Origin of the sequence: Xylanibacter brevis P6B11 (genome assembly GCF_000621825.1) — a bacterium.
Lineage (GTDB): Bacteria > Bacteroidota > Bacteroidia > Bacteroidales > Bacteroidaceae > Prevotella > Prevotella brevis.
In genome coordinates this window covers 352,369-377,078 of the sequence record NZ_JHXG01000003.1, presented here as the reverse complement: position 1 = coordinate 377,078, position 24,710 = coordinate 352,369, and the positions used below count along the sequence as shown (strand labels likewise).

At 52.0% G+C, this 24,710-nt stretch carries 14 protein-coding genes; 7 read left to right on the top strand and 7 right to left on the bottom strand.

The features are described 5' to 3' along the window. The first annotated feature begins 3 nt into the window (after positions 1 to 3). Positions 4 to 2,907, top strand: a complete 2,904-nt coding sequence (locus T496_RS0101535; protein ID WP_027449184.1) for a M16 family metallopeptidase — start codon at positions 4 to 6, stop codon at positions 2,905 to 2,907. Between the two features lie 96 nt (positions 2,908 to 3,003). Here T496_RS0101535 and T496_RS0101530 read toward each other — a convergent pair whose 3' ends face one another. Beyond that, positions 3,004 to 3,864, bottom strand: a complete 861-nt coding sequence (locus tag T496_RS0101530; protein ID WP_052342015.1) for an AraC family transcriptional regulator — start codon at positions 3,862 to 3,864, stop codon at positions 3,004 to 3,006. Positions 3,865 to 4,038: 174 nt separating this feature from the next. Between T496_RS0101530 and T496_RS13170 the strand changes: the two genes are divergently transcribed. After that, positions 4,039 to 5,667: an alpha-L-fucosidase gene (locus tag T496_RS13170; protein ID WP_044110336.1), complete on the top strand. Its 1,629-nt coding sequence runs from the start codon at positions 4,039 to 4,041 to the stop codon at positions 5,665 to 5,667. On the opposite strand, the gene T496_RS0101520 is transcribed toward T496_RS13170, so the two are convergent. Further along, the gene (locus tag T496_RS0101520) at positions 5,639 to 7,798 is read right to left on the bottom strand and encodes a S8 family serine peptidase (protein ID WP_027449182.1); all 2,160 of its coding nucleotides are present in this window, start codon (positions 7,796 to 7,798) and stop codon (positions 5,639 to 5,641) included. The genes T496_RS13170 and T496_RS0101520 overlap by 29 nt on opposite strands. A gap of 124 nt (positions 7,799 to 7,922) precedes the next feature. On the opposite strand from T496_RS0101520, the gene T496_RS15075 reads away from it, so the two are divergent. Further along, complete coding sequence (locus T496_RS15075; RefSeq protein WP_052342013.1) at positions 7,923 to 11,255, top strand: hypothetical protein; 3,333 nt, start codon at positions 7,923 to 7,925, stop codon at positions 11,253 to 11,255. A 12-nt stretch (positions 11,256 to 11,267) separates the two neighbouring features. Here the strand turns inward: T496_RS15075 and T496_RS14305 are convergent, their stop codons facing one another. From T496_RS14305 to pepI, 5 genes are all read right to left on the bottom strand, one after another. Continuing rightward, a complete protein-coding gene (locus T496_RS14305) occupies positions 11,268 to 11,729 on the bottom strand; it encodes a septal ring lytic transglycosylase RlpA family protein (protein ID WP_231477972.1) in 462 nt (153 codons plus the stop codon). 41 nt (positions 11,730 to 11,770) lie between these two features. Then, on the bottom strand, positions 11,771 to 13,108 hold the full coding sequence (gene gdhA, locus T496_RS0101505) for an NADP-specific glutamate dehydrogenase (protein WP_027449181.1): 1,338 nt from the start codon (positions 13,106 to 13,108) through the stop codon (positions 11,771 to 11,773). A gap of 133 nt (positions 13,109 to 13,241) precedes the next feature. Then, positions 13,242 to 14,555, bottom strand: coding sequence for a GTPase HflX (hflX, locus tag T496_RS0101500; protein WP_027449180.1), 1,314 nt, complete (start codon positions 14,553 to 14,555; stop codon positions 13,242 to 13,244). 108 nt (positions 14,556 to 14,663) lie between these two features. Continuing rightward, the gene (locus T496_RS0101495; protein WP_044110333.1) at positions 14,664 to 15,950 is read right to left on the bottom strand and encodes a glycoside hydrolase family 76 protein; all 1,287 of its coding nucleotides are present in this window, start codon (positions 15,948 to 15,950) and stop codon (positions 14,664 to 14,666) included. Positions 15,951 to 16,442: 492 nt separating this feature from the next. After that, positions 16,443 to 17,324, bottom strand: a complete 882-nt coding sequence (pepI, locus tag T496_RS0101490; RefSeq protein WP_027449178.1) for a proline iminopeptidase — start codon at positions 17,322 to 17,324, stop codon at positions 16,443 to 16,445. 220 nt (positions 17,325 to 17,544) lie between these two features. On the opposite strand from pepI, the gene T496_RS0101485 reads away from it, so the two are divergent. From T496_RS0101485 to T496_RS0101470, 4 genes are all read left to right on the top strand, one after another. Continuing rightward, the gene (locus T496_RS0101485) at positions 17,545 to 19,914 is read left to right on the top strand and encodes a TlpA family protein disulfide reductase (protein WP_081783498.1); all 2,370 of its coding nucleotides are present in this window, start codon (positions 17,545 to 17,547) and stop codon (positions 19,912 to 19,914) included. Positions 19,915 to 20,047: 133 nt separating this feature from the next. Beyond that, the gene (locus T496_RS0101480) at positions 20,048 to 21,904 is read left to right on the top strand and encodes a rhamnogalacturonan lyase (protein WP_044110330.1); all 1,857 of its coding nucleotides are present in this window, start codon (positions 20,048 to 20,050) and stop codon (positions 21,902 to 21,904) included. Between the two features lie 17 nt (positions 21,905 to 21,921). Then, entirely contained in the window at positions 21,922 to 23,871 is a 1,950-nt protein-coding gene (locus T496_RS0101475; protein WP_027449175.1) for a glycoside hydrolase family 97 protein, read from the top strand. Between the two features lie 76 nt (positions 23,872 to 23,947). Continuing rightward, on the top strand, positions 23,948 to 24,691 hold the full coding sequence (locus T496_RS0101470; RefSeq protein ID WP_081783497.1) for a heavy-metal-associated domain-containing protein: 744 nt from the start codon (positions 23,948 to 23,950) through the stop codon (positions 24,689 to 24,691). Positions 24,692 to 24,710 lie beyond the last annotated feature (19 nt).

The following is a 24,710-nucleotide window of genomic DNA, read 5'->3' as shown; positions in this document are numbered from 1 at the left end:
TAAATGAACTTTAAACTGTTTTCAGGAGCCTGTGTCCTTACACTGGCTCTTTCCTTATTGACTAGCTGCAGTAAGGACTATGAGACCGTCAAGGGCGATCCCACTCAAACACGAATTTACACACTTGACAATGGACTGAAAGTCTATCTGAGCGTCAACAAAGAGGCACCACGTATCCAGACCTACATTGCCGTACGTACTGGTTCTAAGAATGATCCTGCAGAAACAACCGGTCTGGCCCACTATCTGGAGCACCTGATGTTCAAGGGAACGGACAAGTTTGGTGTGACCAATGTCAATGCCGAGGCACCCCTTCTAGACGATATTGAAGTTCGCTACGAGCAGTATCGCAAGTTGACCGACCCCGAAGCACGCCGTCAGGCCTATCATGAGATAGACTCGGTCAGTCAGTTGGCTGCCAAGTATTTCATCCCCAACGAGTACGACAAGCTGATGGCCATCATCGGTTCTGAGGGTTCTAATGCCTACACCAGCGAAGATGTGACCTGCTATGTGGAGGACATACCTTCTAACGAGGTTGAGAACTGGGCCAAGATTCAGGGCGATCGCTTCCAGAACATGGTGATACGTGGTTTCCACACGGAGCTGGAAGCCGTCTATGAGGAATACAACATCTACCTCGCCAACGATTTAGACAAGCTGTTTGTGGCCATGGCTGCCAAACTTTTCCCCAACCACCCTTATGGCACACAGACCACCATTGGCACACAAGAGCACCTCAAGAACCCGTCTATCTCAAATATCAAAGCCTACTTTAAGAAATGGTATGTGCCCAACAATGTGGCTATCTGCATGGCTGGTGACTTTGACCCCGACGAGGTGATGAGCATCATCAAGAAATACTTCGGCGACTGGAAGGCTGGCGACGATGTAGAACAGCCCACCTTCCCCGAACTACCTGCCATCACATCACCCATCGACACCACAGTCGTAGGACTGGAGGCCGAGAGCATCTGGTTGGGTTGGCGCTTCGACAAGGCCAGCTCACTGCAGGCCGACACGCTGCAGGTTGTGGAACAGATGTTGAGCAATGGCACCGCCGGTCTTATCGACCTGGACATCAACCAGCAGATGAAGATGCTGGAGGCTGGAGCTATGCTGCAGACGCAAATGGATTATTCCATGTTCCTGCTTGCCGGTACGCCCAGCGAAGGACAGTCACTCGACGAGGGACGCAGTCTTCTTCTTAGCGAGATGGAGAAGCTGAAGAAGGGCGAGTTCTCCGACGACCTGTTGCCTTCTGTCATCAACAACCTGAAGCTCCAATATTACAATACACTTGAGTCTAACCGCGCTCGTGCCAGCATGTTTGTAGATGCTTTCATCAATGGCACCCCCTGGCAACAGAAAGTTGAGTGGCTCAGTCGTCTGGAAGGCATGACCAAGGAGCAGATCGTGGCTTTTGTCAACCAACATTTCCAGAACAACTACGTGGCTGTCTATAAGCGTCAAGGCGTTGATACCACACAGAAGAAGATTGAGAAGCCTGCCATCACACCTATTCCCGCCAACCGTGAACTGGTGTCCAGCTTTGTCAAGAGCATACAGAAGGCTGAAGTAGCCCCCATAGAACCTAAGTTCGTGGACTTCGAGCGCGACCTCACCTTCGGAGAGACCAACTCTAAGTTGCCATACATCTACGTGAAGAACGTGGAGAACGGCCGATTCACGCTGGCTTTCCACTATGCCTTTGGCGAAGAGAGCGACGTGCGCTATAACTATGCAGCCGACTATCTGAACTATCTCGGCACCGACTCGCTGTCTGCCCAGCAGTTGAAGCAGCAGTTCTATAAGTTGGCTTGCAACTACAATATCAGCGTGGGCGAGCGCGACATCTTCGTGACCCTGAACGGACTGAGCGAGAACATGGCCGAAGCCCTGGCACTGACAGAACACGTGATGCAACATGCCAAGGTGGATAGCGCCGCCTACGAGCAGTATATCGCCATCCGCGAGAAAGGTCGCATGGACCAGAAGGCAGACCAGGATGCCAACTTCCAGCGCCTGTTCAGCTACGGCATGTTTGGTACCTACAACCCCTATCGCAACGAGTACACCGCACAGCAGTTGGCAGAGACAAACCCTCAGGAACTGCTCAACCTGTTGCGCGACCTGAAGCGCTACCAGCACACCATATTATATTATGGTCCCATGGACGAACAGGAACTGTCGGCCGTCATCAGCGAGCAGCATCCCACGGGTCAACTGGCTGCAGTGCCTCAAGGCAAGCACTACACCCTGCAGCCCACCCCACAGAACGAGATACTCATCGCGCCCTATGATGCCAAGAACATCTACATGCGCATGTTCCACAACGAACCCCGCCAGTGGAACCACGACGACGATGCCATCCAGGCACTCTTCAACGAGTACTACGGTGGTGGAATGAACAGCATCGTATTCCAGGAGTTGCGCGAGACACGCGGTCTGGCCTATAACGCCCTTGCCCTCTATCTGCAGCCTCAACATGCCGATGCCACTGAGTATTTCTTCACACACATCATCACGCAGAACGACAAGATGATGGACTGCGTACACCAGTTCCACACCATTCTCGACAGCATTCCTCAGAGTGTCCATGCCTTCAACATTGCCAAAGAGTCGCTCACCAAGCGCCTGGCCAGTCAGCGAACCACCAAGTTTGGTCTCATCAATGCCTGGCTGCAGGCCAGAGAGCGCGGCATCGACTACGACATGAACGAGCGCATCTACGATGCCCTCCCCGCCCTGACGATGCAAGACATTGTGAAGTTCGAGCAGCAACGCATGGCTAAGAAGCCCTTCCGCTACATCATCCTAGGCGATGAGAAGGAACTCGACATGAAGGCCCTACAGCAGTATGGCCCCATCAAACGGGTTACCACCAAGGAGATATTTGGTTATTAAGAATAATCACATCCATAAGAAAGCCCCCGACAGCGTTTCATTGCTATCGGGGGCTTTTTCTGTCTTTTCATCATTCAAGTGTTGTATGCCTCAAGTCTATCGTGACTTATATCGATAGTCTTGTGGTGTAAATCCCGTCATCTTGCGAAACATGCGGATAAAGTAGCTATAATCGCTAAAGCCAAGGGCGTAGGCCACCTCCTTTACATGCATATCAGTGGTATAAAGCAGCAACTGGGCGCGCTCCACCTTTTTACTATTCACATATTGAAGTGGCGAAATACCTATCTCGTTTTTAAATAAGCGGATGAAATAAGGTTTAGTGACACAGGCCACACTGGCCAAGTCGTCCATATTCAAGTCATCAGTGATATGACTATGAATATAATCAATGGATTGACGAATACGGTCGTCATGCGTCCATACATGAGGCTTAGCCTCACGCATGAAACGCGAGAAGAGAACCAAGATAGCCCCGCGCAGTTCCATCTTCTGCCACAAGGGCATGTCACGATAACGCTCTATGTAGCTCTTGAACTGTGCCATCGTGTCGTAAACCTGCGGATCACTCCCCGGCAACTGCGCCTGCGGATGTTGTTCACACATGCCTTTCAATATCAACTCATCCTCACGTGAGGCGGCAACCTCCGTAGGGAAGTCATATTGTTCTTGAAGGTTCATCTCGCTCTTAAAACCTTCGTACACATGCAGGTAATAATGGTCAAAGCGACCGTCGCACACGTACGAGTGCTTCGTATAGGCAGGAACGATATAGAGATGAGCTGGTCGCAAGGTGATTACCCCATGTGGCAGACAGAGTTTCGCCCCGCCCTCCTTCACTAGAAATATTCTGGTGAAAGGCGATTCAACGTTTTGCCAGTTCCAATCACCATCATGACAGGCCAGCCCCACGTTCAGCATCTGCAAGTTTAGAGATTCTAAAGGTATCTGCATCATATTTGCAAAGATAAGTATTATCTGTCAATTGTGCTATAACTATCGAATTATTTATAGGACTATATTAACATTTATTCATTTTGTCCTATCACAAAGCAATATTATGACACCCACATTTATTATTTTTTACTATTTTTGCACGCAGAAACCAATCACTAACAATTTATACTACAAATGAAAAAAGCATTAACGACCGCATTGCTGACGATAGCAGCTATGGGCATGAGTGCCCAGGAAGGCGATGTGGCAGTGAAACAAGGAACCTTCGATTCATCTTGGGAAAGCTTGTCACAATGGGAATGTCCCGAATGGTTCAAGGACGCCAAGTTTGGCATCTGGGCACACTGGGGGCCACAATGTCAGGCAGAAGACGGCGACTGGTACGCCCGTTTCATGTATTATGAAGGCAGTGGCCAGTACAACTTTCACGTGAGTCACTACGGCAATCCAAGCGAATTCGGTCTGAAAGAACTCTGCAATGCGTGGAAGGCAGACCAATGGAATCCCGAGGAACTGGTCAACTTATATAAGAGTGTGGGGGCGCGCTACTTCATGGCACTGGGCAACCACCACGACAATTTCGACCTATGGAACTCACCTTATCAGGAGTGGAACTCTGTCAATGTAGGTCCAAAGAAAGACCTGATCAAGGGATGGAGCGAAGCTTGTCAGAAAGCCGGTCTGCCATTGGGCGTATCTATTCATGCTTCACATGCTTGGACCTGGCTGGAACCATCACAGAAGTATGACGGCAACCTCACAAAAGCCGATGGCACGGGCAAATGGTGGGAAGGACTCGACCCGCAAGAGCTTTATGCACAGGATCATGCTCATTCCACAGGATGGGAAAACAGTGGAACCATTCACAGCCAATGGGACTGGGGCAATGGTGCTTCTCTGCCCTCTGAAGCCTACAAAAAGAAGTTTCAGAATCGTGTATTGGAGCTCATCAACGACTACAATCCCGACATGATCTATTTCGACGACACCGCGATGCCATTCTATGGATGCGATGACAACATCGGACAGAACATCCTGCAGCACTATTATAACCACAGCGCTGCTCTGCACCAGGGCAAGGCCGAGGTTGTGGTCACAGGCAAGCAACTGACCAAGGAGCAGAAGAACTACATGATGTGGGACGTAGAACGGGGTATTCCCGACCGTCCTCAAGATACCTACTGGCAGACATGCACCTGTATCGGTCAGTGGCACTACGACCAGAACGTGTACAATCGTAATGGCTACAAGAGTGGTGCCACCGTCATCCGCATGCTCATCGATGTGGTTTCAAAGAATGGCAACCTGTTGCTCTCCATCCCCGTCAAGGGCAATGGCACTATTGACGACAAAGAGCGCATCGTACTGGCCGACATCAAGGCTTGGATGGATGTGAATAGCGAGTCCATTTACGGTACTCGTCCATGGAAGACCTTTGGCGAAGGACCTCTTGCAGAAGCTGCCAATCCCATGAATGCCCAGGGTTTCAACGAGGGACAGGCATATTCCGCACAGGATGTTCGCTATGTGGAGAAGGACGGTGTTGTCTATGCCACCATCATGGCATGGCCAGAGGCTGGCGCCTTCAACTTCAAGGCTTTCTCAATTGCAGAGAAGTCTTACAGCGGCGAGGTAGAGAAAGTTACCCTTCTGGGAGTTGGCGATGTAGAGTTCACACAGGGTATTGACGGACTAACCGTCATCATTCCTTCTACGAGACCAAACCCGATAGCACCGGTATTCCGCATCACTTTCAAAAACAAAAGATTGTTCGTTAACGTCGGACAAGCGTTGACCCACTGACGGAAGGCGGACCGTCAAGTTGAACGACATAGACACCTGAAGTCAAACGAGGCAGAGGGAAAGAATAAGACGATTGACCTACAGACAACGAAGAGGAATAAATCACCGTACCATTAAGCGAGAACAGACGAAGAACAGCTGGTTTCTCTAAGGACTGCGACAAACGCACATGAAGCATGCCATCGGCAGATAATCTGACGGTGGCATGCGTCTGTTTTTCAGATACCTCTTTAATCTTATCCGCACAGAGCAGATAGAGCAGTCCGCGATAGACGTCTATCTCACCATATCCATATTCATTATTAGGATACGTCAAGGTGGCATCGGGCTGACGACAGGTGTGAGCCAGCACCTCCTTCACCTCGGCAGGTGTCAGTGTGGGCTTGGCCTGAAGCCACAGTGCGATGGCGCCAGCCACTGCCGGGCAGGCCATAGACGTGCCGCTATTGGAATTCCAGGCATAGGTACGCCCGTCATAATCAAAATGAGCTACGTCCCATTTCACATCAGAAGCGTCGGGATGTTTCTCCAAATACCAACTACTATACGACGAAATGATGTTATTGCCTGGCGCCATCACGTCGGGCTTGAGGCGTCCGTCCATCGTTGGTCCCACCGAAGAGAACGGCACTCGCATGCCTTCAGGAGCATGCCAATACGCCTTCCACGCGCCTTGATAGTTCTCAATGCTGTCCCGATAGCTGGTGGCACCCACGCTGATGACGCACGGTGCCGACGAAGGCGAATGGACGTTGTGCGTCTGCTCGCCAGCTACCAGTTGGGGGTTCTGCCCATTCACCGTCAGAGTGCCTTTCATATTCCAGAAATCCACCTCCGCTTCGCGTCCCACGATCTCCACCGAGAAAGGCACTGTCTTCCCCACGCCACGCTCATTGCTCACCACCACATCGTAGCACACGTCCTGTGCATCGTAGCACGAAGCATAAGCACTCACGTCAAACAGATAGATGTCGTCCTCATGTCGCAGCGCCATCTGCATCATGCTGTCGGACTGTTCCGTCACTAGTCGGCTGTCCACCAGCACCGTGTCGTTGCGGGCGCCATACAGCACCATCCGCACCACGAAGTCATCGGCCGACTTCAGCGTGAAGGCCGCCTCACTCCCACTCGACGACATGAAAGCACCATCCGACAGTTCGCCATAAGGCTTGCGAAACCATGTCTTCACATGTCCTTTATTACCTGCTGATGCCACCAGGATACGTCCTGGCCCCACCAGACTGTCCAGCATCTCGTAGTACAACTGGTCGTAGCCGTAGAAGTCCTCGCTGCTGCCCTCACTAAACGAGATGACACATGGCTGGTGCAGACGTTCGGCCTGGTCGAAAAGGTACTTGAATCCCAGTGCATCGGTGGCAAACGTATATTTATAATAGTCGGCCGAGTCCACATAGACCGCATTGTCGCTCACCGCGTTGGCCACCAGACAGATGTCGGCATCGGGCGCCATACCTCTATATTTCGTATCGTATCCACCACCTGCAGCAATGCCCAGCGTATGGGTACCATGTGTCATGTCGCGTCCATCGGTCGAGCATCCCAGCGCCTTGATATCTGTGGACTCCGTATAGTCGCGCCCAACGGGGAAACCACTTCCCACCGTGTCGCGCGACAGCATATCCCAGAACGCCCGGATGCGATATCTGGACATGTCGCGACTATAGAAGTTGGGGTGAGTCAAGTCAAAACCAATATCCATCACGCCCACTGTAACGCCCTCGCCGGTGAAAGCCTGCGGCAGTCCAAGTCCCTCGTACACTGGCACTGCATTCAGGTGGATAGCCATCGCGTCTGTCAGCACCTGAGCACTGCGGTTGGCCTCGATGCGCAAGATGCGTGGATCCAGCGACAGCGCAGCCAACTGATTCAACGGCATATCCACGATGTAGAGTTGTCCTTTCCGCAACAGCACCTGGCAACCGTGCGCCTGCAACGCAGCTTGTCCGCCTGCCGTCACCTTCACAAAGGCACAGACCCGTTGCGGTGAAACCACAGCAGTCCTCACAGCCCGTCGCAACATTGGCGACAGTTTACCTAACCGTGCCCGTTGGGCTGCCATTGCCACCAACGCTAAGCCCATGAACATCAACGTTATAAAACGTCTTTTCATTCTCATAACTGCGGCAAAGATAACAAAAAATTCAAAAACCACACAAAAGGCGCCCCTTCTTTTACGCTCTTTCAAAAAAATTCTGTATTTTTGTAGCCCGAAAACAAATAACTAAATACTAACAATGAAGAAAATACTGCTCTTAACCATGTGGCTTGCTGTGGCACTAAATGCTATGGCACAAAATGCAGAACAAGCCATGAAGGCCGACTTGATGCAGATGTTGGCTAACTTTTCAACTTATCTTAAGAACGACTTCCAGGACTGTGCAGCCCCCAACAGCCTCAACGAGGTGTGTGGCTGTTTCAAAGGCGAGAACACGATGGGCAACGACGAGCGCGGTGTGCGCCCCAATGCCGACCTATCAATGATTTGCGCCTTTCTGGTGAAGTATGGCAAAGACCAGGTGACACTCCCTGCCAACGTGACGTGGGACGACCTGGAAACCATGGCCATGAAGAGCCTGGTGTTTGCCTACTCTACGCATAAGGCCAACAAGTTGAAGGTGTGTGCCGGCAACAAATACTGGGGGTCCATCTCCACAAGCGATGCCGTGTGGGAGAGTTCGCTGTGGGCCATGTCTGTGGCCTACTCAGCCTTCTTCCAGTGGGATAAGCTGACTGCCGACCAGAAAGGCTACGTCTATAATCTGTTGAAAGCCGAGTGCAACTATGAGTTGGGCCGCAACATCCCCACCGGCTACAATGGCGACACCAAAGCCGAGGAGAACGGTTGGGAGGCCGACGTGCTGGCAGCCACGCTGGGCCTGTTTCCTAACGATGAGCTGGCCCCCCGCTGGTTCCAGCGCCTGCGCGAGTTTGCCATCAACAGCTATTCACAGAAAGACGACGCTACCGACCAAACCGTGATAGACCCCGACTACGACCAGAAGCGGGTGATGGATCTCTATAAGGGCAAGAACCTGTATGACGACTACACGCTGCAGAACCATAACTACTTCCACACCTCCTACCAGAACGTGGTCATCCAGGAACTGGGCGAGGCAGCCCTGGCGCTGAAGCTGTTTCAGCAGGGACTCTATGGCGAAGAGAAATGGCATACCAACGCCCTGATGCACAACAACGACAAGGTGATGAGCGAAGTGCTCTACTGGTTGGCCCTGAGCGACGGCGAACTGGCCATGCCTAACGGCAACGACTGGAGCCTGTTCCTCTACGACCAGATCACCTCCTACTCCACCAATGCCTGTTTCCTGCGCGATCCCCACGCCCTGATGCTTGAGGAGAAAGCCTATCAGATGATTAAGGCTCGTCAGGCCACAACTACAGACGGCCAATGGCTGCTTCGTCCTGATGTGGGCGCTCGACGTATGGGCGTAGAGGCTCACCGCGTGATGATGACCTGGCTGATGCACGAGATACTCTCCACGGCCGACCTGACGCCCACACGTTGGGACGACTTCAACCGCGAATATGCCGAGGCCAGGGTGTTTGCATCGCAGAATATTGTGCGTGCTTCCAGCCCACAGCGTTTCACCACCTTCTCGTGGAGCACCGGACTGCAGAGCTACACGGGCTATATTGCGCCCCACGTCTCTGCTTTGGAACAGTCAAACCTCATCGTGCCTTTCCGTGCCAACAATACCGGTAACTTCCTGGGCTGGTACGACGTGAGCGGCAAGAAGACCAATGCCACACCCGTGGTGAGCGGCATCTACGACCTGCGTGGCAACAGCTATGTGATGAACGGCGAGCTGAACACCAACGATGGTGTACTAAACAATCGTTTCGCCATCTATTCCACCCCCGGCAATGCCGTTATCTATCTGGACTATGTGCGTGCCAATGCGCCTGTCACCATCACTGCCGAGAAAGGCGGACTCATGGCGATCAGCATGGATGAGTTTACAAAGATCAAGCGCACCTTCTACACAGCCGAAGGCGAACAGGAACTGGACGGCAACACACTGAAGAAGATGACAACACCCTGGGTGAACATCGACAACCAATTAGGCATTGTGACCAGCGGCAAGGGACAGATGGCTTTTGGTGAACGCGCCAACAACAATTCGGTGATGACGGCCAAGCTTTACACCTGCTACAATAATACCAGCAGAAGCGTGAAGAGCGGCGAGACGGTTGACCGTCGTGCCGTGGTCTATTACTCAAACACCGATGCGAAGACCACCTCACAGCTCTCTTCCTGTCTCACACCGATTACAACACCCGACGGATGGAACGCCGTCTTTGCTTTCGACCCTGATAGCACTGGTTATTTCATCCTGTCCAACTTTGCCAGCGACAAGCAGTTCCAACTGTCTGCTATAGAAACGCCATTGGGCTATCCCGTTCTGTCGGTTCCGTCACACTTTTACAGCTTCGCCTTAGAAGAGAATCATAGTCATATTGATGTAGTGAAGATCTACTATGACGACCCAAGCCTGATAACCATACAGGAAAAAGATAATCCCAACGTAGCCTACTTTACAAGCATGGCGGACTGCGAATGTGAGTACACCATTCGCGCCATCACGGAGAAAGGCATTGTAGAAAAGACTTTCAAGACCGTAGGAACCGTTAAGGCATCAATCGAGGGAGGCGACCTTCTGATCGAGGAAGGTGCCACGTTTCCAAGCATGGAAGAAAAAGAAGATCTCACGCAGGGGTATGAAGACATCACGGAGACGGTTTTGGAAAACGGCAACTTCGAAGCCGACGAAACCTATGGCAAAGCCGACGGCAATGTGACGCTGAATGGTGTGACCTATAACCCTTGTTACACGAATACCGTAAGTGCCACCAATGCGAAGTGGCCCAACATTCTGCCCGTCAAAGGCTGGAAGGCAGGCAACGCGCTGAGCGGCGGTTCCAACTTCTGTCGCATGTACTCCATGCCCTACAGCACCACACAGTATTGCGCCAGCCCCAGTTCGGTAGGCAACTACACCGCACGCTGTTCGCGCCCCATGGCCGATACGGCTTGTGGCGACCGCGTGCTCACCGTGCTGAACTCGTGGGATGCCGGCACTAACGCCATCACCCAGACCGTTGCCCTGCCCAAGGGCAAGTTCCGTCTGCTGATGGATGCTCGCTACGAATGTCCTAACCAGACCAACAACAGCGGCACCACCATCACCACCAGCGGCAACAACACCTGCACTTCGATGACTGGCGTCAAGATTGGCACCAAGACCGACTACCGCTATCCATCTGCTAACGCCTCATGGCAGCAGCTGTGCTTCGACTTCGAACTGACCGCGCCACAAGAGGTCACCATCTCCATGGGCTACAAGTCATCAATCAGCGCCGGCGCAGCCAACAACACGCTGCTCTACCTCGACAACGTGCGCCTGCTGCAAGACAGCAACACCATCGATGGCATCCACGAGCACCAGGCAGCAGCACCCCGCGGGGTGTGCTACGACCTCATGGGACGCCGCATAGCTGCCCCTGCCAAAGGGCTCTATATTTACAACGGAAAGAAAATTGTGAGATAAAAAAAGAGAATACTATCTGACCACGGGCATCGGTCGGCCAATCAGTGTCGAGTCGATCTTTGCCTTAGGCAGATGCAAGGGGCCTAAAGGCGAATGCAGGCTTTTGCCCTTAGAATCGAACCTGTTGACATCAAACCAAATGGTGTTTTCAGGTTCGGTTTGTTCTATACGCACATGGGCTGTGCCATGGCCCAGGATGCCTAGTCGTGCGGCGGCGCCATAGCTCAAGTCAACGATGCGTCCACGGATGTAAGGCCCGCGATCGTTCACCCTCACCACCACCGTCTTGCCCGTCTCGGTGTTGGTCACCTTCAGGAAGGTGCCAAACTTAAAGCTCTTATGGGCACACGTCATACTGTCGTGATGCAGTCGTTCGCCATTGGCCGTTCGTGTGCCGGTCATTCGTTTAGAATAATAAGAAGCCTTACCGCTCTGGCTCTGCGCCAAAGCAGTAAGGCTTATTGCCACTAACATTAGAAATATCGTTATCTTTCTAAGTTGCATTCAGTTTTTAATTATACGATGCCCTGCGCCAGCATGGCCTTTGCCACTTTCATAAAGCCTGCCACGTTGGCACCCTTCACGTAGTTCACATAGTTGCCCTCGCGACCATACTTCACGCACTGCTCGTGGATGCCCGACATGATCTGATGCAGACGCTGATCCACCTCCTCGGCTGTCCACGACATGCGCATAGAGTTCTGCGTCATCTCCAGACCAGAGGTAGCCACGCCACCAGCATTCACAGCCTTACCGGGGGCAAACAGCTGACCGGCAGCAATAAACTTATTCACAGCCTCGGCGGTGCAACCCATGTTAGACACCTCAGCCACACAGAGAGGCTTCTGGGCCAGAATCATGTCGGCATCATCGCCGTTCAGCTCGTTCTGAGTGGCACAAGGCAGATAGATGTCGGCCTTCTGCTCCCAGGGCTTCTTACCTGCAAAGAACTTCGAGCCGGGGAATTCCTCCTCGTAGGGCTGACAGACGTCGTTGCCCGATGCACGCAGTTCCAGCATGTATTCTATCTTCTCGGCATCCAGACCCTCGGGGTCGTAGATATAACCGTCGGGTCCACTGATGGTGATCACCTTGGCACCCAGCTCGGTAGCCTTCTTGGCAGCACCCCAAGCCACGTTGCCGAAGCCCGAGAGAGCCACGGTCTTACCCTTGATATCGATGCCGTGGGTGTCCATCATCTGGTGAACGAAGTAGAGAGCACCATAGCCCGTAGCCTCAGGGCGCAGGATGCTGCCGCCCCACTCCATGCCCTTACCCGTCAGGGTGGCGCCATGGAACTGCGAGGTCAGTTTCTTATACATGCCGAAGAGGTAGCCAATCTCACGACCACCCACGCCGATGTCGCCGGCGGGCACGTCCATATCGGGACCTATCACCTTGTAGAGCTCCGTCATAAAGGCCTGACAGAAGCGCATGATCTCGGCATCGCTCTTGCCACGGGGAGCAAAGTCGCTACCGCCCTTACCGCCACCCATGGGCAGTGTGGTCAGTGCGTTCTTGAAGGTCTGCTCGAAGCCCAGGAACTTCAGAATAGAGAGGTTGACCGACGGGTGGAAACGCAGTCCGCCCTTATAGGGACCAATGGCGCTGTTGAACTGCACGCGATAGCCGATGTTCACCTGTACCTCGCCCTTGTCATCGACCCAGGGCACACGGAATGTGGTGATGCGTTCGGGCTCCACGATGCGCTCCACGATCTTAGCCTTTTCAAACTCAGGGTGCTGGTTATATACATCCTTGATAGATTCGAGCACTTCGCGTACGGCCTGCAGGTATTCCAGCTCACCGGGATGCTTGCGCTCCAACTCTTGCATAATTTTCTGTACTTCCATAGTGTGTTATAGTTTTAAAGTTGTCAGATTGTTTATTTATACACCGCAAATATAGGGAAAATTACGTTACCGACCAAGAAAAAAGGCAAAAACTTTCGTCTTTGCCTTTCAATTTGCCATTCTTTAACGATTTTCACTGTTCTTCAATATTGTACAGGAAGTCGTTGTATGGGTATTTCTGCACATGCAACTCGCGCACCTTATTATATAGTACGCTTCTCAGCTCGTCGATGTTCTCCTTCTGTTTTGCCGAGATAAAGAGGCAGTCGCCCTGCATCTTGGCCATCCAGGTGCGCTTCAAGTCGTCCAGCGAGATGTTCTCCTTGGTGGGCTCACGCAGATCGTCTTCCTCCTGTGGAGTCCACTTATAGGCATCGATCTTGTTGAACACCACCATCGAGGGCGTCTCCGAGCAGCCCAGTTCGCCCAGCGTCTGCTCTACCACGCGTATCTGGTCTTCGAAGTCGGGGTGCGAGATGTCCACCACGTGCACCAGCAAGTCGGCCTCGCGCACCTCGTCGAGTGTTGACTTGAACGACTCCACCAGGTCTGAGGGCAACTTACGGATGAAGCCCACGGTGTCGGCCAACAAGAACGGCAGGTTCTCGATGGTTACCTTGCGCACGGTGGTGTCGAGCGTGGCGAAGAGTTTGTTCTCGGCAAAGACGTCGCTCTTCGACAGCAGGTTCATCAGCGTCGATTTGCCCACGTTGGTATAGCCCACCAGTGCCACACGTATCAGTCGGCCACGGTTCTTGCGCTGCGTGGTCTTCTGTTTGTCGATCTCGGCCAGTCGCTGCTTCAGCAAAGTGATGCGGTGCAGGATGATACGGCGGTCCATCTCCAACTGTGTCTCACCAGGTCCGCGCAGTCCCACACTACCTTTTCCGCCACCCGAGCCAGAGCCACCGCCCTGACGCTCCAAGTGGGTCCACAGACGCTGCAGTCGGGGCAGCATGTAGCGGTGCTGTGCCAGTTCCACCTGTGTCTTTGCCTCGGCCGTCTGGGCGCGCATGGCAAAGATGTCGAGAATCAGCGAGGTGCGATCCAGGATCTTCACCTGCAGTTCCTTCTCGATGTTACGTATCTGTTTGGCGCTCAGTTCGTCGTCGAATATCACCATACCCACGGGCTGTGGTGCCTCGCCCATGTCATCGGCCGAGATCAGCTGTTCTTCCTGCTGATCCATCCAGTCGTCGTAGGCATCCTGACACGCCTTGATATATTGTCTGATCTCGTCCAGCTTACCGCTACCCACATAGGTCACGCTGCTGGGTCCGCCCACTTTCTGCGTGAATCGTTTCACCACGCGGGCGCCAGCCGTATCAGCCAGAAACTCGAGTTCGTCGAGATATTCCTTGGTTTTAGCTTCGTCTTGTTGTGGGGTTATCAGTCCCACCAGCACAGCCGTCTCGGCCTTAGCTTCTGATATTACAAATTCCTTCATTCAATATAATTATCTGATAATCGGGTACAAAGGTATAAATAAAAAGTGGGATAACCATCAGGTCGTCCCACATTTTATTTATACAGATTGTATCTTACCGCTATAAGATTATTTCTTCTCTGCAGGGAACATCAGCATGAGGGCAGGCATACCGCTGGCACCATAGCTCTCGACTACATCGTTCTTGCTGGTCTTCTTTGCGAAGTTACCCATCTGGATGCCACGAGTCTTGTCCATATTAGCATATGCACTCTGCAGATTAATCTGAATGTGTGACAGGTATTTCTGCTTCGCCACGTCATCCAAGCCACAATCATAAACCAGCATTTTGATATACTGTGCATAGATGGCTGCATAGACACCCTGCTCATAACCTTTCTCAAAGTCGAGAATGGATTTGGTGCACATGTGATCTATGATATAGTCGGCAGCGCGCTGTGCCTTTGTCAGGTAGCTGGCATCTTGAGTCAACTGATAGAGCATGCAGCTGGCACCGATATAGGTGGCCTGATTGTAGAGGTGATCGCTGAAGCCTGGTGCACCACCATGAATACCGTCAGCCACACGGCCGTTGGCATCGACGAGCACTTTATCTGCCCATGCATACACTTCCTTAGCTTTTTCCAGATACCAGTCTTTCGTCTGATACGTAGGACGTGCCGCTGTAGATGGTGTGCGACCCTCTGGCACCAACTGATAGAGATGGCAAGCAGCAATCACTGTGGGGAAGTTGATGCAAGCCGAACGGAAGTCACCGGGCTTGTGAGGACGAGCGTGGTCAATGGGCTGCCACTCCCAGAACATACCGCCGCCAGACTTGCCTGCAAAGCGGGCAGGATCGGCATAAGAACCATCGTCGCCCACTTTCTCAGAACCATACCACACGCGGCAGAAGCTCTGCTCTGAGTATTTCAGATACTCGGCTTTTCCAAATGTCTCGTAAGCACGTGCCAGAGCACCTGTCCACCACATGATGTCGTCATATACAAACCAGCCATTGTTCGTGCTGGGGTTGTCGAAATCGAAGTTCACATAGTGCGTCTTCTCACCATTATAGATTTTGTCGTGCAGTTTCTTGTATTTCTTCATGCGCGCCTTGTTGCCCTCGGCCTTGGCACGATTATAGGCATTGACCACCATGTCGTAATAGATGGCCTGGCACCAGATGGCGGCAGCACATCCAGAGACATCGTTGTCGCGATAGCCGTTGCCGCGGTGGTCAGCTCGTGCCTGTTTGGTGTCTGCTTTATAAATAAACTCATCTGTGTCAAGGAATACGGCATTAAAGTCGTCGTAGGTTTTCCACTGTGTTTCGTTGTTGTAGGAAATGCTCACTTGGGCATTGACATGGCTCCACGCCATGAGACAAAAGAAAAGTAATGTTAGGTGTTTCATTGTTTTTAGCATATATATAAATTGAAGGCGCAAAATTACGAAATTAATCCTGATATGCCAAATGTTTTTTGTTCTATTAAGATTATTCGGCTATAGCAGGATGCTGACAATTGGCATCCACATATCATCTTCTTAACGTCACAAAAAAAGGCCCCTCAACGTGGCATCATACGGCTTTCATCGGCTCATTCAGGCCGAATCGACAGCTCACACTGCCCGTTTGAAAGACGAAAACAGGGGGTATTACAAACCATTAGTTTAACTCTTACTATCGACCTAGACTTTAGAATTGTCATTTCTAGAGTCTAGATGAGTGAATTCTAGACTTTAGGAAGGAGGAATCTAGACTTTAGAATGTGCAGTTCTAGAGTCTAGATCCGACACAAAACTTACCGAATTGCATCGCAAAACGGCCACTATTGCTTGCTAATAGTGCCACTATTGCCACGCAATACTGGCACTACTGGTATGAGAATGGGCTTAAATGAATGTTTAATCGTGCTCCTGCAGCCACGCCGTCAGCACTTGGCAATACTCTCGGTGGGCATCGACGAAGCACATGTGGCGCGAGCGGCGGAACAGATGCCATCGGCTGTTGAGGATGTGTTCATAGAGCGAAGCAGCCACAACGGGTGTGCAGATGTCTTGCGTGCCACTGCAGATGAGCGTTGGCTGCGTGATTTGGTTCAGCTTGCTGGTGTATTCAAAGTCCTTCAAACTGCCCAACGGCTGATACTCGTTGGGGCCCCAGCCATAGAGGTAGGCCTCTCTGCCTGCACGCTTCGGGCGCGTCAGGCACTCGGGCGACAGTGCATCGGTGCTGGTCACAAAGCGGTCGAAGTAATGATCGTTGGCACGCAGATAGTCGGGGTCATCCCAGTTGCCCGTAGCCTCGGCCCTGCGGATGGCAGCCTGGTCTTCTTCCGAGAGATAGGTGATGAGCCGATGTTGCTCGCTGGCCCACAGCGAACTGGACGCATGGCCAGAGGAGAGAATCAGCGACTTCACGCCCACAGGCTTTTGATCGATGGCATAGGCAATGGCCTGCATGGCGCCCCACGACTGTCCCAGCAGGTGCACCTCGCGCAGATGCAGATGCTCGCGGATGGCCATGAGCTCGTCTATCCACGTCTGCAGTGTCCACAGCTCGGGATGTCCGTCCAGATAGGAGTTGCCACAGCCTATCTGATCGTAGGAGATGATCTGTCTGCCCGTGTCGGCCAGCTCGTCGAGCACCTCGAAATAGTTGTGCGTGCTGCCCGGGCCGCCATGCAGCAACAACAAGGGTGCCTTGTCTGACGGTTCGCCCACAATGCGATAGTAGGTCTGATAGCCCAGAAACGGCATATAGCCTTCAGTGATGCGATGATTCATGTTGTTAATAGTAGCTTAGTAATTAATCGATTGACGTTGCGAAGATACAAATTATTTTGAATACTAACAAGAAAAAACGCAAAAATACATCGTTGACAGCGAAACGGAAGTACAAAATAGTTAAACTAACCTAATAAAATTATAAATGTACGTACCATATATTATTTAATTACTACATTTGCACTACTAAAAAACATTACCAACCAAAACCTGAATAATAATGAGTAAATATGCTGTCATCATGGCCCTTCTGTTACTATTCTCCCTAACAGGACGGGCAAAAGTTAAAACAACCGTGTGGGATAATCCCTCTACTGAGTATGGAAGCCATTACGGCAATGGTAATTTTCTGCTCGACCTCGACGTAAGTAAGGTGGAATTGAAAACCGACGAGACGATGGTACACATCACAGCACGTCTTCGCCAAGCAGAAACAGACTACGCCTTCCAACTGACAGGCGACACCTATCTAAAAGTGGGCGAAAAGCGTTTTTACAGAGTGTTGATTGACCCTAAAGAAACCAAGGAAAAAGGACTATACGAACTAGCCATCCACTTCCCACCACTTCCAAAAGGCACAAAGGCTTTCGACTTTTTCGCCAGCAACAATCAAGAGACATATCAGATCAAAGGCATCAAACCTGCAGAAGAACGCTGGAAACAGCTTTTCCCTTCGTATTGGAGCGACAAACAGGGCAACTGGAAAATAGCATTTCTGGATGATTGCGCCATCTACCAATGTAAGTTCTGGGACTATAGACAGTGCAGCGTGAACCAAAAGACAGGCGAGGCTGACATCGTCATGCAGAATGGCAATGACATAGTGAAAGTCAGCATTGGAAAGAACAAGAAAGGCATACGCACCATACAGATGGGCAACCAAAAAGAAGAACTAGCTATGATAACCTCTCGCTACATGCCCGACTACCCCACAAAGGACATGCGAACCGACTTTGTGGATACAGACTATAAAACCGACACTGTGACAGTCATAGGCTGGATTAAAGACATGCCCGACTTCATGAAACCCCAGAAAACCTTTGGCATCTGCCACGGGAATATCTATACCGATAATGAAGAAACTGTCAATGCCGACTTGGATGAAAAGGGCCGATTCATGATAAAAATACCTCTGCTAAACAGTTCGGAGCTTCTATGCGACTGGAATCTTTGCAATTTTAATACCATGCTTGAACCCGGCAAGACCTACTTCCTGCTGTATGACTACAAGGAGGGGCGACGTTACTTTATGGGCGACGACTGTAGGCTACAAAATGAACTTATCAAGTATCCACCCTGTTGGGATTCCAACAACTTTTATATTGGTTTAGAAGGAGCAGGACACGCTAGCGATGAAGAGCTCGAGCAGTATATGACATCGGTTGACAGTCTCTTAAAGGTTCAAACGGCCCAATTAGACGCTTTCTGCGAGCATCACCCTACCCTGTCTTCACGCTATCGTATTTTCAGTAAAGGAAACATGCTGACTAATCATGCACATTCATTCGGGCAGGCACGTTTCAGAATGCGTAATTTCATGCTAACCGACAATGCCCGCCGCTATGCTCACGACACCTTCTGGACTAAATTCGAGCATCCCTACACTTTGCATTCCTCTCTAAGCTATTTTATGAGCGATTATCTGGATGATGTACTAAGAGCTCACTCAAAACCAACTTCTTTGCAGATTGCTGACTATATCAACGATATTACATCCAACGATGAGGAGCAGGCGCTTCTGACACGCTGGAGTAAATGGATTAACGAGACAAATGCGAAAATAAATGCTGCTCCAACCAATGAAGAAAAGAAAAAACTGGTAGAAAAAATCAATGCCGACAATGCTGCACTGATCAGAGATATTAGTCAGATCCTGAACAGACCAAAGGTTCAAAAGTTCCTTCACAGCATGTACACCCTACATAAAATGGAAAAAGACTCATATCTTCTTGACTCAATGGGTATTGATCCATTTATCAAGAACGTCTGGCTCACACAAACTGTACTAGATACCTTTGAGCATGACCATTCGTCGCTAACGCCAACTGTCTTAGACTCGATGACAGCCATCATTAATAACCCTTACAGCACTGCCTTGATAGAGGAGGCCAACAAGCACTATCTAGCCATCGAAAATCGAGAATTTGACAAGCAGGTACTGAAATCGGCAGACCATCTTGCCGGCATCACAGAGGGCGAAGCATTACTCAAGAAAATCCTGGAGCCCTATAAAGGAAAGATGGTGCTGCTCGACATTTGGGGCACCTGGTGTAGCCCTTGCAAGGAGAGACTGTCGCACTCTAGTGAGGAGTATGCCAGACTGAAAGACCACAACATTCAGTATCTCTATCTGGCCAACCATAGTCCACAGGAATCATGGGAGAATGTTATCAAGGAGTATCAGGTTTATGGACCAAACGTGGCTCACTACAATCTGCCTGATGAACAACAGAAAGCCATTGAGAGCTATTTGAATGTGCATACATGGCCAACCTACAAGCTGTTTAATCAGAATGGTGAGCTCCTCGACGCAGACATTGATCCGATCGACCTCGACGAGCTGGAACAACAGATATACCGAATGCGATAGGGCTCAACTAAAGGATTCTTTTTCAAACATTAAAGCACGCCACCAGACAACAAAAAAGCAGAAAAGTCGTCATCTTTTAAAAATAATCATGTAACTTTGCAGCTGAAAACTGAAAGCTAACAATACAAACAAGATGAAAACTTTTCTACTGAACGGCATGGCGGCCCTCTTGACCCTGAGCGCCGGAGCACAATGCGCTTACGATGACCAGAAGTTGCGCACAGACAGCCTGGACAGAGGTGTGGTGGCTGTACGCGACGGCAACAGTGTGTTTCTGAGTTGGCGCACACTGAAAGGCGACCGCAAGAACGAACCCTTTTACGTTTATAAGAACGGTGAACTGCTAACGAAAGAGCCACTGACCGAAGGTGGCACCTGCTTTGTGGACAACACCCCTCTGGACAAGGTGAACATCTACGAGGTGCGCGGCGGAGCAGCCAACGGGCTGTTTACACTGCGCAGCGAAGCACCACATGGTTACGTGGCTGTGAAACTTGACAAACCGGCCGATGGTACGACACCCGACGGGCGGCCCTTCAGCTATACGGCCAACGATGCCAGCGTGGGCGACGTGGATGGCGACGGACAATACGAGATATTCCTGAAATGGGATCCGACGAACTCGCACGACAACTCGCACGATGGCTATACGGGCTCTACGATGATAGACTGCTACCGACTGAACGGACAGCGGTTGTGGCGCATTGACCTGGGCAAGAACATACGCAGCGGCGCGCACTACACGCCATTCATCGTCTATGACCTGGATGGCGACGGCAAAGCCGAACTGATGGTAAAGACGGCCGACGGCACCTGCGACGGCCAAGGCCACGTGATAGGCGATGCGGCGGTGGATTACCGCGAACTGCGCGGACGCATCCTGGAGGGACCAGAGTATATCAGCGTGTTCAACGGTCTGACTGGCGAGGTGATGGACACCAAGCCCTACATGCCCGGAAGAGGAAAACTGAGCGCCTGGGGCGATGACCGCGGCAACCGCTCGGAGCGCTACCTGGCTGGTGTGGGCTACTTTGGCCACAACACGGCCAGCGCCATCTTCTGTCGTGGCTACTACACCCGCAGCGTCATTGCCCTGTGGGACTGGGATGGCCACCAGCTGCAGAACCGCTGGACCTTTGACACCGACGATACCCAGTGGAACGACTACGCCGGACAGGGCAACCACAACCTGCGCATTGCCGATGTTGACGGCGACGGATGGGACGAGATAACCTATGGTTCGATGGCTGTGGACCACAACGGCGATGGACTCTACAACACAGGAATGGGCCACGGCGATGCCATCCACCTGGTGCCCGACCCACTGACCGACAAGCTATATATCTGGGACTGCCACGAGAACCGTCGAGACGGTAGTGACCTGCGCGATGCCAGGACGGGCGAGGTGGTGTTTCAGATCAAAAGCACCAGCGACGTGGGCCGCGCCATGGCTGCCGACATCGACCCCACCAACTACGGATGGGAGCTGTGGAGCAGCGACAGCCACGGCATACGCGATATGAAAGGCAACGTGGTGGCCACGGCAAAAGATGCACAGGACCCACAGCACCAAAACAGATTGGGTGTGAAGAAGGGACGCTGGCTGAGCATCAACTTTGGCATCTGGTGGGATGGCGACCTGCTGCGCGAGCTGCTGGATCATGAGAGCGTCACGAAATATAATTGGGAGAAGAAAAGCATCGACATGGTGAAACGCTTCGAAGGTATCCGCTTCAACAACGGCACGAAGTCGAATCCCTGTCTTTCGGCCGACATTCTGGGCGACTGGCGCGAAGAGGTGATGGCCCGCAACGAGGACTCGAGCGAGTTGCGCATCTATACCACAACCATCCCTACGGGCTATCGCATCAACTGTCTGATGAGCGACATCCCCTACCGCCTGTCGGTGGCCACGCAGAACGTGGGCTACAACCAACCTTCGGAACCGGGCTACTACATCGGTCCCGACAAACAAGACTACGTAAAATAAAAACTCCATACCTGACTATGAAAAGAATCATACTGACAGTGGCATTGATGATGCCTTTGATGCTGTCTGCACGCGAAGCAACAGTGACATCACCCAACGGAAAACTCCTTGTGGAAATAAATGACCAGAATGGTTGCGCCTCCTATGCTGTCACTCTGGACGGACAGCAGATGGTGCTGCCATCGGCACTGGGACTGAAGACCGACTTTGCCGACTTCACCCAGGGACTGAAGATTCTGAACACAAAGGCCACGCCAGTGGACCGCAGCTACGAGATGCGACAGGTGAAACAGTCGAAGATGCACTATGTGGCCACACAACTGGATGTGGACCTGGAAAATGCCAAGCACCAGAAGTTCACGGTGCAGTTCTCGGTGTCTGACAATGATGTGGCTTTCCGCTACAGCATCCCACGTCAGAAGAACGACAACCCCAAATGTGCTTTGATACTGGAGGAAGCCACTGCCTTCTCACTGCCCGAACAGACCACCACGTTTATCTGTCCGCAGATAGGTCCGTTCACCGGTTGGGAGCGCACCAAGCCCAGCTATGAAGAGGAGTACAAGGCCGACGCTGCGATGAACGTGAAGTCGCAATACGGACGCGGCTACACCTTCCCCTGCTTGTTTCACGAGGGTGACAAGGGCTGGGTGCTGATCTCGGAGACAGGCGTCAGCAGCCAGTACTGCGGTTCGCACCTCTCCGACTATGAAGCTGGCAAGGGCTACACCATCGCCTTCCCCGACGCCAAGGAGAACAACGGCAACGGATCGGCACAGCCCGGCATCATGTTGCCCGGCACCACACCGTGGCGCACCATCACCGTGGGAAAAACCCTGAAACCCATCGTGGAGACCACCATCCCTTATGATGTAGTGGAGCCGCTCTACGAGCCTTCGGAAGACTACAAGGCTGGTCGCTACACCTGGAGCTGGCTCATCTGGCAGGACAACTCCGTGTGCTGGGACGACCAGATTGCATTTATCGATCTGGCCGCAGAGATGGGCTACGAATATTGCTTGGTGGACGGCTGCTGGGACACGCAGATAGGGCGCGACCGCATGCCCGCACTGTCGAAATATGCACAGGAGAAGGGCGTGGCCCTGATGTTGTGGTACAACTCAAACGGCCACTGGAACGATGCACCCCAGACACCACGCGGCTGCATGGACACCAACATAGCCCGCGACAAGGAGATGCGCTGGCTGAAGGAGATTGGCGTGAAAGGCATCAAGGTGGACTTCTTCGGTGGCGACAAGCAGGAGACCATGAAGCTCTACGAGGACATCCTGTATGATGCCAACCGCTATGGCATTCAGGTGATCTTCCACGGTTGCACGCTGCCCCGCGGATGGGAGCGCATGTATCCCAACTATGTGTCGAGCGAGGCCGTGCTGGCTTCCGAGAATGTGTATTTCTCTGACTACCATGCTGCGCAGGAGTCTTTCCAACTGACCATGCACCCCTTCTGTCGCAACGCCGTGGGCACCATGGACTGGGGTGGCGTGATCATGAACAAATACATGAGTCGCGACAACAAAAGTCGCCACCAGCGTCAGACCACCGACGGTTTTGAGATAGCCACCGGCTTCATCAATCAGGCTGCCATACAGTGTGTGGCCGTTCAGCCCAACAACCTCGAAGACTTGCCTCAGCACGAGCTCGACTTCCTGAAGCAGTTGCCCACCACATGGGATGAGACCCGCTTCATCGACGGCTATCCCGGCAAATATGTCGTGCTGGCCCGTCGCCACGGCAACGACTGGTACATCGCAGGCCTCAACGCCCAGAAGGAACCTCTAAAGTTGACACTCGACATCGCTGGATACCAGATGCTGCTCAACGACCAGGCCGACAAGAAAGGACACATCACCGGAACAAGCATCACACGCATTGCGAACAAGGCCCTGAAGAAGGGAAAACTGAACATCACCGTACAGCCAAACGGTGGTTTCGTGGTCTTCTGATTTAGTTAAAAATTCAAATTTCGCACCGCACTTACATATAAAATATGTATCTTTGCACCAAATAAATGTAAAAACTATGAAAACATTACTTCTTTCGCTTGCTGTGCTATTAATGCCAGCATGCATGTCTGCACAGGACCATACAGACGCATTCACCATCCGCATCAAAGGGATGAGATGCGAGGAGTGTGCACACAAGGTGAAGACCAGGCTGCTCAAAGAAAAAGGTGTGGAAAGTTTGTCGTTCGACCTGGAGAAAAGAACGGCTACGATTAGTTACGACCAGACGAAGATCAGTCCCGACTCTATCAAGTCTATACTGAAAGGTACGCGCTACAAGGCATCCCCCTACAACGAGAATGATACCATTCTGCGCGGCATGGGGCTGCAGATGAGCGACATGCACTGTCAGAACTGTGCCAACCGCATCATGAAACGCATGGAGGGCATGGTGGGTATCGACAGCATAGCGGCACATGTGGACAGCCACTACGTGTTCTTCCGCTACGATGCCAACCGCACGTGCAAGGCAGCTATCCGCGAAGTGCTGGGCGAGATGGGATTCACGCCCGTGAACTACTACACCAGCAAGGACATCAGCTTTGCCTACTTCCTGATTCCGGAAGACACCGACGTCGAGGAAGCCATCGAGATGGCACTCTCGCTGGAGGCGGTGGACGATGCCAACGCCAACAAGCAGAAGCACTCGCTGGCTATCACCTATGCCAACAAGTACACCACGGAGGAGAAGTTGCTGGAAGGACTGCGCAACGCTGGCATCAAGGCCACACTGCCCGCCCCACACACGTGCAAAGAGTAACCAATCAGTATTGACCACA

Coding starts and splice junctions, on each gene's coding strand:
- T496_RS0101535 (WP_027449184.1), top strand. CDS start 4: ATGAACTTTAAACTGTTTTCAGGAGCCTGTGTCCTTACACTGGCTCTT.
- T496_RS0101530 (WP_052342015.1), bottom strand. CDS start 3,864: ATGATGCAGATACCTTTAGAATCTCTAAACTTGCAGATGCTGAACGTG.
- T496_RS13170 (WP_044110336.1), top strand. CDS start 4,039: ATGAAAAAAGCATTAACGACCGCATTGCTGACGATAGCAGCTATGGGC.
- T496_RS0101520 (WP_027449182.1), bottom strand. CDS start 7,798: ATGAAAAGACGTTTTATAACGTTGATGTTCATGGGCTTAGCGTTGGTG.
- T496_RS15075 (WP_052342013.1), top strand. CDS start 7,923: ATGAAGAAAATACTGCTCTTAACCATGTGGCTTGCTGTGGCACTAAAT.
- T496_RS14305 (WP_231477972.1), bottom strand. CDS start 11,729: ATGTTAGTGGCAATAAGCCTTACTGCTTTGGCGCAGAGCCAGAGCGGT.
- gdhA (WP_027449181.1), bottom strand. CDS start 13,108: ATGGAAGTACAGAAAATTATGCAAGAGTTGGAGCGCAAGCATCCCGGT.
- hflX (WP_027449180.1), bottom strand. CDS start 14,555: ATGAAGGAATTTGTAATATCAGAAGCTAAGGCCGAGACGGCTGTGCTG.
- T496_RS0101495 (WP_044110333.1), bottom strand. CDS start 15,950: ATGAAACACCTAACATTACTTTTCTTTTGTCTCATGGCGTGGAGCCAT.
- pepI (WP_027449178.1), bottom strand. CDS start 17,324: ATGAATCATCGCATCACTGAAGGCTATATGCCGTTTCTGGGCTATCAG.
- T496_RS0101485 (WP_081783498.1), top strand. CDS start 17,545: ATGAGTAAATATGCTGTCATCATGGCCCTTCTGTTACTATTCTCCCTA.
- T496_RS0101480 (WP_044110330.1), top strand. CDS start 20,048: ATGAAAACTTTTCTACTGAACGGCATGGCGGCCCTCTTGACCCTGAGC.
- T496_RS0101475 (WP_027449175.1), top strand. CDS start 21,922: ATGAAAAGAATCATACTGACAGTGGCATTGATGATGCCTTTGATGCTG.
- T496_RS0101470 (WP_081783497.1), top strand. CDS start 23,948: ATGAAAACATTACTTCTTTCGCTTGCTGTGCTATTAATGCCAGCATGC.